Annotated in this window: 12 protein-coding genes; 7 read left to right on the top strand and 5 right to left on the bottom strand. The window is 66.1% G+C overall.

Annotation, left to right across the window (positions count from 1 at the left end):
* Positions 1 to 183: 183 nt before the first annotated feature.
* Entirely contained in the window at positions 184 to 1,560 is a 1,377-nt protein-coding gene (locus tag EV560_RS26690) for a TAXI family TRAP transporter solute-binding subunit (RefSeq protein WP_165923651.1), read from the bottom strand.
* A gap of 249 nt (positions 1,561 to 1,809) precedes the next feature.
* Here EV560_RS26690 and EV560_RS26685 point away from each other — a divergent pair, with 249 nt between their 5' ends.
* Positions 1,810 to 2,040, top strand: coding sequence for a hypothetical protein (locus EV560_RS26685; protein WP_131858866.1), 231 nt, complete (start codon positions 1,810 to 1,812; stop codon positions 2,038 to 2,040).
* A 421-nt stretch (positions 2,041 to 2,461) separates the two neighbouring features.
* Here the strand turns inward: EV560_RS26685 and EV560_RS26680 are convergent, their stop codons facing one another.
* On the bottom strand, positions 2,462 to 2,881 hold the full coding sequence (locus tag EV560_RS26680) for a hypothetical protein (protein ID WP_131858865.1): 420 nt from the start codon (positions 2,879 to 2,881) through the stop codon (positions 2,462 to 2,464).
* 207 nt (positions 2,882 to 3,088) lie between these two features.
* On the opposite strand from EV560_RS26680, the gene EV560_RS26675 reads away from it, so the two are divergent.
* Together EV560_RS26675 and EV560_RS26670 are read left to right on the top strand one after the other, a co-directional pair.
* Positions 3,089 to 3,334, top strand: a complete 246-nt coding sequence (locus tag EV560_RS26675) for a hypothetical protein (protein WP_131858864.1) — start codon at positions 3,089 to 3,091, stop codon at positions 3,332 to 3,334.
* 47 nt (positions 3,335 to 3,381) lie between these two features.
* Positions 3,382 to 3,807 (top strand): iron chaperone, encoded by a 426-nt coding sequence (locus tag EV560_RS26670; protein WP_248312220.1) that lies wholly within the window; start codon positions 3,382 to 3,384, stop codon positions 3,805 to 3,807.
* Between the two features lie 185 nt (positions 3,808 to 3,992).
* On the opposite strand, the gene EV560_RS26665 is transcribed toward EV560_RS26670, so the two are convergent.
* Positions 3,993 to 4,736: a S24 family peptidase gene (locus tag EV560_RS26665; RefSeq protein WP_165923650.1), complete on the bottom strand. Its 744-nt coding sequence runs from the start codon at positions 4,734 to 4,736 to the stop codon at positions 3,993 to 3,995.
* A 323-nt stretch (positions 4,737 to 5,059) separates the two neighbouring features.
* On the opposite strand from EV560_RS26665, the gene EV560_RS26660 reads away from it, so the two are divergent.
* From EV560_RS26660 to EV560_RS26645, 4 genes are read left to right on the top strand one after another with little or no spacing between them, the layout of a single operon-like run.
* Positions 5,060 to 5,584, top strand: coding sequence for a helix-turn-helix domain-containing protein (locus EV560_RS26660; RefSeq protein WP_131858862.1), 525 nt, complete (start codon positions 5,060 to 5,062; stop codon positions 5,582 to 5,584).
* Positions 5,581 to 5,856 carry a hypothetical protein gene (locus EV560_RS26655; RefSeq protein WP_131858861.1) on the top strand — a complete coding sequence of 92 codons (276 nt, stop codon included), beginning with the start codon at positions 5,581 to 5,583 and terminating at the stop codon, positions 5,854 to 5,856. The genes EV560_RS26660 and EV560_RS26655 overlap by 4 nt, the downstream gene beginning before the upstream one ends.
* Positions 5,853 to 6,821, top strand: a complete 969-nt coding sequence (locus tag EV560_RS36535) for a YdaU family protein (RefSeq protein WP_131858860.1) — start codon at positions 5,853 to 5,855, stop codon at positions 6,819 to 6,821. Before EV560_RS26655 ends, EV560_RS36535 begins: the two co-directional genes overlap by 4 nt.
* Positions 6,822 to 6,881: 60 nt before the next feature.
* The gene (locus tag EV560_RS26645; RefSeq protein ID WP_131858859.1) at positions 6,882 to 7,412 is read left to right on the top strand and encodes a hypothetical protein; all 531 of its coding nucleotides are present in this window, start codon (positions 6,882 to 6,884) and stop codon (positions 7,410 to 7,412) included.
* 351 nt (positions 7,413 to 7,763) lie between these two features.
* On the opposite strand, the gene EV560_RS26640 is transcribed toward EV560_RS26645, so the two are convergent.
* Both EV560_RS26640 and EV560_RS26635 read right to left on the bottom strand, forming a co-directional pair.
* Positions 7,764 to 8,729, bottom strand: coding sequence for a peptidyl-alpha-hydroxyglycine alpha-amidating lyase family protein (locus tag EV560_RS26640; RefSeq protein WP_131858858.1), 966 nt, complete (start codon positions 8,727 to 8,729; stop codon positions 7,764 to 7,766).
* A 37-nt stretch (positions 8,730 to 8,766) separates the two neighbouring features.
* The gene (locus tag EV560_RS26635) at positions 8,767 to 9,915 is read right to left on the bottom strand and encodes a mandelate racemase/muconate lactonizing enzyme family protein (protein ID WP_131858857.1); all 1,149 of its coding nucleotides are present in this window, start codon (positions 9,913 to 9,915) and stop codon (positions 8,767 to 8,769) included.
* Positions 9,916 to 10,039: the final 124 nt, after the last annotated feature.

Here is a 10,039-nt window from a genome sequence, read left to right as displayed (position 1 = left end):
AGCTTCTCGTCGCCCTCAGCTCAATGGCCCGCCAGAACAGGCCATGGCAAGACAAACCGCCCTCCAAGACTTGACGTCAGACACAGTCGCCAGGGAGACGTGGAGCGCTGCCGCCCCTGGATTGCTTCGCTTCGCTCGCAATGACGTTGGCGGCTGGTTGCCAATGAGTCGCCTCCTGGCATCTCAGCGCCTAGACGATCCGATCGGCGCTGAGGCGATATCTGGCGTCGGCGCGAGCGTGGACGGCAGGCGAGGCGGACTTGTTCGCAGCGACGCAACAAGGTCTCTCGCGCTTTCGTAGGCCAATTGCAGTGGGGCAAACTCCTCGTAGCTGCAACGGCGCTCGTGGCCGAGGGTCGCGATGTCCATCGCCAACACCCCCAGTTCCCGTGACAGGACATCCGCCTCCTCGGGGTCGGTCGCTGCACTGGCGCGTTTGGTGATGGCCTTCAGGCGCTCCAGAATCTCACCCTCGGGATCGTCGCGGCCCTTCCTGAGGAAGCTGCCCGCGGCCGCGAAAAGCGAGCTTGCAAGTCCCCCGACCAGGACGACGTTCCACACCTGGTCGCTGAACAGCGTGACCCAGCTCGTGTCCGTGTCCTCCAGATAGGCGGCGGCGCCGGGGTGAACCGGAAAGCGCGCATCCTTCTCGCTGTCCGGAGGTGCGATCTGGCTGGCCAGCGGAAGCTCGCGCGCCAGCTCGCTGCGCCGCTCCACCAGGCCGCGCGTCACCTCCATGATCGCATTATTGTAGAGCCGCACACGCAACGGACCGTCGATCGCCCGATTGGCGGCGAGCACCGTCGGGACGCCGACCGTGTCGACATCGTCGTCGGGAATGGACTGGCGCGGGAATGCGTGCTTCTCGATGGTTTCGGAGCTGGCTGCCGGAGTCCGTTGCTTCAGCCCTTCGCCGAGTTCGATACTGAGGATCGTTGGCGGGTTTTTTCTTTTGTCCCCCACTGCGGCGACCACAGCCCGCACCTCCGGATCTGCGGGTACGCCGATCACGACGACGCCGTCGAGTTGTCCGCTCGCGATGAGCCTGGCGACATCCTCGGCCTTGACGATCGAGAGATGAAGGTCCGCCGGGGTGAGAGCCAGCATGTCGAGGAGCCTGACGAAGGACGGTTCGTCCAGCGGCGAGCGGGAGACCAGACCGAAGCGCTTGCCTCTCGCGTCGGAGAGGCTCTCCAGTTTGTGTCGGGGGGCCGCGATGGCGATGACGAGTTCGGTGCGCAGCAACGCCACGAGTGCCGCGCCGGTCGGCAGCGGATCGTCGAGCCTGACCACGGCCATGTCGACCTCCCGCTTGTCGAGCAGGCGATCGCTCTCACGCACATTCGCGGTCGCGACCAGGTCGAGGCGGACTCCGGCGCGATTGAGATCGAGCAGACGGTTGAACGAGGCCAGCAGCTTGGCGTCGATCCCGTCCTTGGGCCCCGCTGCGACGCGCAGGTGAATGGGCCGGGACCATTCCAGGTACCCGACGATGCCGACCGTGATCAGAGCAAGCGTGGCGGCCACGATCAGCAAGAGGCGTGAAACCGAGAGGCCCATGGCACTTGCCCCGAACTGCGCCTGTTTCGAAGTCGCGGACTCGGACCGATGCCTTGAGATGGCGCCGAAGCGCGACGGTCGCGCTATTGCCCCTGAGGACAAGGCGGACATTCGGGACGTCCGGGCCGGGGCGGCCCTGGTGATGAGGTCGGCTTTGGGGGCTGAAGGGGCCGTGCCTGCCAATCGCGGAGCATTGTTCGTTTACGCTTCCCGGGCAGGTTGTGGAGCGACGCCCATGGAGTTCTCGACATGCTCGCGATCTGGGACGCACTCGAGAAATTTTTCTGCGACGTCCCGACCTTCGGGAGCGTGATATTTCGTTCTCTTTTGGTCGGCGGCCTCGGTTGGCTATTCTTGCTTTTCTGCGCTGCGTTTCAGTTCGAGCAAATGGGAAGGGTGGTCATGTTCGTCCTGTTCCCATTGGCGATAGTGGTTCCTTATTGGTTTTCCTATCGCTATCGAGCGCAGAGGAAATCCTGAGCGCAGCGCAGCCTCCGACCCGCTGCGGACATTCTCGGGCATGTTAGATCGAATTGCGCTCCCCGCAGCCCCTCGGTGCGCGGCGCGTTCTTCCCCCCATCTCTGACATCGTCGTGCTCACGCAAGCGTTGCACAGACGCGTGACCATCGTGCCCGCTGGCCGGTCTTGCGTCTGGCGGTGCGAGCGGCAGGAACGCGCTACTGACGCGTGGCACGCAGCCAGAGCGACAGGAGCGCGTAGGCCACGCCGATCGCCAGGAAGCAGTAGACGCCGAGGGCCGGGCTGAGCAGCGGGGCGTTCCACCAGCTCATGCCGGCACCGCGAAGCTGGCGGCGCTGCGGCCGGCCGCGCTGTCGGCACTCACGGCGTGCGCTGCATCCGCCGCGCCGCTGCGGGTGTGATGGCGGCTGGGCACGGCCGTCACTCCGCCGCCTCGAGATACTGCACGATGTCCCGGCTCGCCGTGATGCGGGCGAGCGTGGCGTCGAGCGCCTGCCGGCGCTGCCGGTAGATCTCGCGCTGGCAATGCTCGGCGCGCTCGAACGAGCCGGCCGGGCGTTCCGCCGGGGGCGCGATCCCATGCGCCTGCGGCTCCGGCGTCAGGCCCGCCAGCGCGCCCTGGATGAAGGCGCGGGCGGCGTCATAGGCCATCGCCGGCCAGCCGGCGGCGAGCGCCTGCTCGCGGCTTGCGTCAGTGCGGGCGAGCGCCTCGGCGGCCTGGATCTCGGCTGGTGTCGGCCTGCCGCCGCGCCGATAGGCGAGGGCCCCGATCTCGGCGGCGACGGCGCGGCGGATCGCGGCTTCGTCTAGCTCTGCGGACGGGGTGAGATAGCTGGACATGAGGTCTCTCCTGCTGCGGAGATAAAATTGCGATAGTCGCAAATTTAGTCAAGCGGAGACTTGTGCAAATCGCGAATTTATCCGCGCGTCCGTCCCCGCCTTTCTCCCTGACGGAAATTGTCAGGGGGAGGGCGCCGCCCTGACTCGACTCCCGTCGGCGACCCTGCTTTCAATGAGAACATAAATAGAACATACGGGATGCGTGAGATGAGCCTGGCCTTCGAGAATGGACCGTGGAAGCCCGAACTGGCCCTGGTGCGGGCGATCGATATCCGCTGCGAGGATTGCGGCCGGACCAGGCGCATGCAGGCGCCGGCGATCGCGCGCCATGTCAGCGCCGGCTGCCACAGCCTCATCGGCCTGCATGACAAGCTCTATTGCGCGGTTTGCCGCGAGCGCGGTGGCCTCGGCAAGAATCTGAGCCTGTTCCCGATCGACAGGGGCTCGGCGTGAGGCATTGGAGGAGACGATGACCGCTTTCGGCCGTTCTCCAGATCGGCTTGATCCGATCGGTCGACTGGTCGAGGCTGGGATCCCCAGCCCCGAATGTCACGCCAGCGGAAGCCTGCCTGAGCATGATTGCTGATCACGACGCCTATATAGCCGAGGCTCCCGCGGAGCTTCGCCCGCTGCTCGTTCGCCTGCGGGCTCAGCTTGCGCGCGCCTTGCCCGACGCCGAAGAGGTCATCGCCTACAAGATGCCGGGCTTCAGGATCGGGCAAACCATCATCGCGGGCTATGCGGCGTTCAGTCAGCAATGCGGCCTCTATCTGGCTCCGTCCGCCATCGCGTCGCATGCCGATGAGATCGCCGCGGCCGGGCTCAAATCGACCAAGACCGGCATCACCTTCTCGCCGCGCCGGCCGATCCCTGACGAACTCGTCGGGAAACTCGCCCTGGCTTCCCGAAAGGAGCAAAGTCTCTGAGCGGGCCGCGCCACCCGCGCATCGCTCAGCCGTCATTGCGAGCGCAGCGAAGCAATCCAGGACGGCAGCGCTCCACGTCCTCGTGGATTGCTTCGTCGCTACGCTCCTCGCAATGACGGGAGTGCCAGGGCATCGGCCCGGAACCTGGATTGCGGAACGTCAGCCCCCCAAGCCCGGGCAAGCTCTTAGACGCTCAGTCCCATCGCCTCGACATAGGGGATCACCCGCAGCATCTGCCTGACGCGGCTGGCGTCGAAGCGCAGCTCCTCCGGCGGCGGGTTGTATTGCGAGAGGATGACCTGGCCGCCGCGGCGCCGGACCAGCGTCTTGATGAAGGCCGGGCCCGGCTCGTGCTCGTCCTCGCCATAGAGCTCGATCAGCACATCCTCGCCTTCCACCGGCTTGCGCCCGTCCTCGTCGACGAAGACCGGCCAGCCATGACGATAGACCGGCTCCATGCTGCTGTTGCGCAGGATGATCGCATAGGCCTTCGGCCGGCCGAGCAGCCCCGCCGGCCGCGCCATGAAATCGAGCGCCTCGCCGTTCAGGTGGAAATCGCCGTCGCCTTCCTTGCCGCCGAGCGCGATGCCCCTGACGCTGAGATCGGGCTGGCCGCCGCGCTGCGGCTGCGGCGAGAGCGGCAGGCGCGGCCCGGCATCGGCCGGCGGCAGCACCTGGGCGGCATCGTCGAGCCAGGACGACATCTCCTGGAATCCCGGCGGCAGCTCGCCGAAGAAGCGGGCGATGAGTCGGATCTCGGCGAGCGGCAGCTGGCGCCGCTTCTTCGGGTCGCTCGCCTCGAGCTCCTTCGAGCGGGTGATCTTGTCGTTGCTGATCCCCGTCGCCGCCGCGAGCCGGGAGATCGTACCATGCGGCGCGACCTTCTCGGCCAGCCACAATTTCAGAGCGCGCTGAGGGTCATCGGTCATGGCAGGACTCTTTGCGAAGCTCGCAAAATTATCCATCGCGAAGATCGCAAATTTCACTTGACTCAAGAATTGCGATAATCGCAAATTCAGGTGCATGAGCACCGATCGTCCCGACCCCACCCGCTCCGTCATCCGCAGGCGCGACTTTGTCATGTCGGCGGCCGGGTGAGGGCGCCATGACGACCGTCCTCCTGCTCTGCGCTTTTCCGCTCCTCTGCTTCCTCGCCATGCCGGTCATCTGGTGGCTGCACCGGCCATGAGCGCGCGGCTGCCACTCATTCGCACGGCCATCGCGGCCACCACGTCAACCGGAGGAGGCCGCGATGGCTGAAACCGTCGCCAGGCAATCGGGCGTCCCCGTGCGCGAATACCGGGATGCGGCGGATATGCTGAAGGCCGCGCGCGAGCGCCAGGCCCGCTTCTTCCCGCAATCCGTGGTCCCGCTGGCCCGGCCGGCGCCGCCGGCCGAGGGCGGCCGTGCGAGCCTGGTGCAGCGTGCGACGCCGCGGCGCGACTGGCTCAACCTCGCCTCGGCCACCTCGCTGAAGCGGCCGACATGGCGCGACATCCTCAATACCGTCGTCAATGCCACCGGGATCACGCCCAGTGAGCTGCTCGGCGAGTGCCGCGTCGCCAGGATCGCCCGGCCGCGCCAGATCCTGTTCTGGCTGCTGCGCCGGCATGCCGGCCTGTCGCTACCCGCGATCGGCCGCCGCATCGGCGACCGCGACCACACCACGGTCCTGCATGGCTGCCGCCGCGTCGAGGCGATGATGGCGGCAGACCCCGGTTTCAAAGGGCTCATCTGCAGCCTCTCCGACGAGATCATGGCGCGGGCCGAGCCATGAGCGCGCGCAGGCCCCTGGGCAACAACGCGCAACCCGGCAAGAGCACGTCACGCAGCATGGGCAGGGCGCTCGCCATCCCGCGCGAGGCGGACCCGCTGATGAACCGGATGATCCGCGTCACCGCCGGCGAGCACGCCGCCCGCCAGGGCATCGTGCGTCGCGCCTTCCGCGGCCGCGTCGCGACGCCCGATCGGCTCCTTGTCGAGATCGAGGGCGGCCATCCCCACCGCTTCGTTTCCATTCCCGCTGGCGCCGTCGAGGTGCTCGGATGAGCCGCGCCTGGATGCCGCTTTATGTCGCCGATTACCTCGCCGATACCGGCCATCTCAGCGCGGCCGAGCATGGCGCCTATCTGCTGCTGATCATGCATTACTGGCAGAACGGCGCGCTCCCCGAGGAGGACCGCCGCCTCGCCCGTATCGCCCGCATGTCGGCGGCGGAATGGGACGACGCGCGCGCAGCGCTTTTCGATCTCTTCGACGAGAACTGGAGGCATAGCCGCATCGACGCGGAACTCGCGGCCGCCGAGGCGGTGAGCGCCAGGGCGCGGGAGAAGGCCGGCAAGCGCTGGGGCAGGGCGAGAGCATTGTCGAGCGAAGTGGAGACCGGTTCGCGTGAAGACAATGCGTCAATACAAATCGATAGAAGAGGCGAAGCCGCGGCGGATGCAGACACCCATGCAGCGGCAATTCCGCAGCACCTGCCGGGGTCATGCCAATCACAACCACAATCACCTCCTGAAACAGTCTCTGACGATCCTGTTTCAGGGCGCCGAGAACCGAAACAGGCGAGGGAAGCGAGACAGGCGAAGGGCCGCCGGATTGCGCCCGGCTGGCGGCCAGCGGAGCATAACCGCTCCGACGCGCTGCGCCTTGGAGTCCCCGAGGGGCTGATCGATCCGCTCGCCAATCGCTTCCGCGATTTCTGGACGGCGAAACCCGGCAAGGACGCGCTCAAGCTCGATTGGGACGCGACCTGGCGCAACTGGTGCGCCTCGGAATGCGAGCGCAAGGGCTGGGCCGCGCCGGGCGCGGCGACCGGCCCGCCGCCGGCCGGGATCAGCATCTCGCCGATCGGCGATCCCGAGGCCTGGGAAGCCTGGCGCATCGCACGCGACGGCAGGCCGCTGCCGACCGACAGGACCGGCTGCTGGACGGTGCCGACACGCTTTCCCTCGGCCGCCACGACTCCCGCGTCCGCCAAGGGCGCCGTGAACGCAAAGCCCGCCCCGGCATGAGCCGGCGCGCAGCGAATGCCACCCCTTCATCCACCCCCAGTCACCACAAGGAGAGACCCGATGGCAAAACCCGGACGCAAAGCCAGGCCGAATGTGGCGCGTTATGCCAATGGCCGCATCCTCCGCGCCGAGCGCGGCGAGCGGCCCGAGGCGATCATGGCGGTCGCGCTGGCGCAGCCGCATCGCCGCGGCGAACGCTCGTATATGGCGGGCTTCGCCGTCGGGCGGCTGCGGCTCGGCGGCATGATCGACGAGCGCCAGTACCAGGCGGCGGAGATCTACACCAAGCGGGCGGTGCGCTACATGGCGCATGTCACCGGCAGCCTGCCGCGCTTCCCGAGCCTCTTCGCCACCATGCTCGGCACCTTTTCCGGCGGCTCCGGCGGGCCTCCGGACGATGACGCCATCGCCTCGATCCGCTCGCAGTTCCGGGAGCTGCAGGACGCGCTCGCCGATGCCGGCCTGCATCACGAGGGCAACAGCATCCTCGCGCGCGTCTGCATCATGGACAAGGATATCGAGGACCATGCTGCCATGGGCACGTTCCGGAGCGCGCTGAATGTGATCGCTCATCGGCTCAGGTTGCCGTGAGGGGGAGGCGGGGGCTGAGCTTGACGACGAAGCCTCCCGGGTCGCCACAAGCGCTGAGCGACAACGCCCCCGGGATTGCGATCATACCGAGCCCGGCAATTAGCCATGCCGGTCCCGGTTAGCGCATCGGCCCGAAAAGTGGCTTGCGGTTTTCGGAAAAAGCCGATGCGAAAACAAGGAGCTAGATCATCGGACCGGATACGATATCCGGTCCGATGATCTAGAGCATTTCCGCGATTCCCGGAATCGCGGAAACGCTCTATCTATTTGTTTTGAGGCATTTTCTTCACGCGAACCGGTATCCACTTCGCTCGAAAAATGCTCTGACCGTCGGCGCTGCTCCGATGTCGTCTACCGGACCCGCACGAGCTTGCGGATATGGCAAAGATCTTTCGGAAGAGGTTCGCCCGGAAAGAGCATCGGCCAGGAATTGTTGCCCACCTGACCGACATAGATGTCGCCGTGGGAATCCAGTGCCAGCGAATGCGTCGAAAGGAACTGGCCCGGATTGTTGCCCGCCGGCGGGTCGCCGATGAGCCGGCCGAGCAATTTGCCCTCCTTCGTCATGATGCTGACCCGCGGCCCGATATTGGGCGCATGCCTGTTGAACGAGTAGAAGGGACCCAGTTCGCCGATATAGCAGATCGGATCATCGTCCTCCGAAAGGAACAGCCCGCCCGGACGGTGGATATTGTTGATTTGCCAGAGGAACGTGCCGTCGCCGTCGAAGACCTGGATGCGGTGGTTCTCGCGGTCGGCGACGTAGAGACGTCCTTGCTTGTCGCAGCAGATCGCATGGGGGAGGTTGAATTCGCCTTCGCCAGTGCCGGATTCCCCCCAGGAGCCCACCAGATCGCCATCGTAGGTGTACTTGTAGACCTTGGCGTTCCCGTAGCCGTCGGTGACGTAGAGATGTTTCAGGTCGCGCGACAGGACCGTATGGGTCGGGCGGTTGAACGGCTGGCCGCTCATATAGGGCGCCGGTTCGTTCGGCCTGCCGAGCGTCATCAGCACCTTGCCGTCCGGCGTGCAGCGGCGGACCGTGTGGTCGCCCCAGTCGGTGCAGTAGACGTACCCGTCCTCGCCGACATAGACGCCGTGAGCGCTCTTGAAGATGTCCTGGCCCCAGGTCTCGATGAAGTTGCCGGCGGTGTCGACGACGATCATCGGGTTCGGGCCGCGGTTGAAGAGGTATACGCGGTCGTTCTTGTCCACCGTGACGGCTGACACGTCGCCGATCTCGAGATCGGCGGGGAGGCGGGGCCAATGCTCTTCGACCCGGTACCGGTATTCCCCGGCGCCCATGATGACACTCATAGCTTTTCCTTCCAATTGCACGATTGCATCGGGGGTCTCAGACCGTCAGCGCCTTCACCCGCTTCCAGTCGACCTCCATGCCGAAGCCCGGGGCTTCGGTGAGATGCAGCCGTCCGTCCTTGTAGTAGGCGCCGCCGCTGAAGATCTCGTGGTGGACCGGGTGCATGTGCGGATCCGGCACGCATTCGGCGCCATAGGCTCCCTTGCCGAGTGCCGAGGCGATATGGGCGTGCAGATGCGGCCAGGAATGCGGCTGCACCATCACGTTCCTCTGCTCGGCATAGAGCCCGACGCGCAGGCCCTCCGTGATCCCACCAAAGCGAGCCGAGTCGAACTGGATGTAACGGAGCGCCCCTGAATCGATGTAGTCGCGGGCGGCGAAACGGTGCCATTCGCGTTCGCCATGGGCGAGCGGAATCGGGCAGGAATTGGCGAGCCGCACGAAATCTGCCGGCTGCAGGTACCAGTGCAGCGGCTCTTCCAGCCAAGCGATGTCGAACTCCGCCACCGTGTTGGCATATTCGATGCAGTCCTCGACATTGTAGGCGGCGTTGACGTCGAGGGCGAGCTGGATGTCCGGGCCGATCGCGTCGCGCACCGCCTTGATGCGCTCGACCTCTTCCCTGAGCGACAGGCCGCCGGATTTCAGCTTTACGGCCTTGAAGCCGCGGTCGACGAACTCGGCCAGTTCCTCGGCATAATCGGACGGTTTGCCGTTCTTGCGGTACATGCCGCCGACGCCGTAGGTGAAGACATCGGTGCGGGTGCCGCCCATCAGCCGGAAGACCGGGAGGCCGGCTGACTTCGCCTTGATGTCCCAGAGCGCGATATCGATGCCGGCCATCGCGGCCATGAACTCCCAGCGCAAGTGGCGCGCCAGCGGCGCGGGCAGGCCGTCCCCGTCGAACACGGCGCCTGGCCGCGGCGTGGTGATCGACAGCATCCGGTCCCAGATCTCGGTATGGCCGCGCGGGTCCAGGCCGATGATCGTCGGGATGATCAGGTTCAGCATGTCGCAGACGACCGGCTGCGGCCCGCTGGCGATCTCGCCGATGCCGACCACGCCTTCGTCGGTCCTGATCTCCACCAAGGTCAGAATGGCCCGGGCGAAAGGTTCATGGGCCGTCCAGGACAGGCGGTTATGGTCCGCCTGCAAGGGGTGGATGATGATCTCGGTAATCTTCATGAAATGGCATCCTTTCGCCAGGTCGTAAGCTTCATGACGTCTCCGGCGCGGCTCGGTCCGTCCGCTTTCGGCAAAGACTTCTCGTTCCGGCAATCCGGCTGGGCCGGCCCGTTGAACGATCCGT

This window comes from Allobosea sp. BK604 (genome assembly GCF_004341515.1).
GTDB lineage: Bacteria > Pseudomonadota > Alphaproteobacteria > Rhizobiales > Beijerinckiaceae > Allobosea.
The sequence above is the reverse complement of the archived record's forward strand: the minus strand, read 5'-3'. Positions and strand labels throughout refer to the sequence as shown.

Excerpts from the sequence above, each read along its gene's own strand:
- EV560_RS26640 (WP_131858858.1), bottom strand. The coding sequence starts at position 8,729 with ATGAGTGTCATCATGGGCGCCGGGGAATACCGGTACCGGGTCGAAGAG.
- EV560_RS26680 (WP_131858865.1), bottom strand. The coding sequence starts at position 2,881 with ATGTCCAGCTATCTCACCCCGTCCGCAGAGCTAGACGAAGCCGCGATC.
- EV560_RS26660 (WP_131858862.1), top strand. The coding sequence starts at position 5,060 with ATGGCTGAAACCGTCGCCAGGCAATCGGGCGTCCCCGTGCGCGAATAC.
- EV560_RS26635 (WP_131858857.1), bottom strand. The coding sequence starts at position 9,915 with ATGAAGATTACCGAGATCATCATCCACCCCTTGCAGGCGGACCATAAC.
- EV560_RS26675 (WP_131858864.1), top strand. The coding sequence starts at position 3,089 with ATGAGCCTGGCCTTCGAGAATGGACCGTGGAAGCCCGAACTGGCCCTG.
- EV560_RS26665 (WP_165923650.1), bottom strand. The coding sequence starts at position 4,736 with ATGACCGATGACCCTCAGCGCGCTCTGAAATTGTGGCTGGCCGAGAAG.
- EV560_RS26690 (WP_165923651.1), bottom strand. The coding sequence starts at position 1,560 with ATGGGCCTCTCGGTTTCACGCCTCTTGCTGATCGTGGCCGCCACGCTT.
- EV560_RS26685 (WP_131858866.1), top strand. The coding sequence starts at position 1,810 with ATGCTCGCGATCTGGGACGCACTCGAGAAATTTTTCTGCGACGTCCCG.
- EV560_RS26655 (WP_131858861.1), top strand. The coding sequence starts at position 5,581 with ATGAGCGCGCGCAGGCCCCTGGGCAACAACGCGCAACCCGGCAAGAGC.
- EV560_RS26645 (WP_131858859.1), top strand. The coding sequence starts at position 6,882 with ATGGCAAAACCCGGACGCAAAGCCAGGCCGAATGTGGCGCGTTATGCC.
- EV560_RS36535 (WP_131858860.1), top strand. The coding sequence starts at position 5,853 with ATGAGCCGCGCCTGGATGCCGCTTTATGTCGCCGATTACCTCGCCGAT.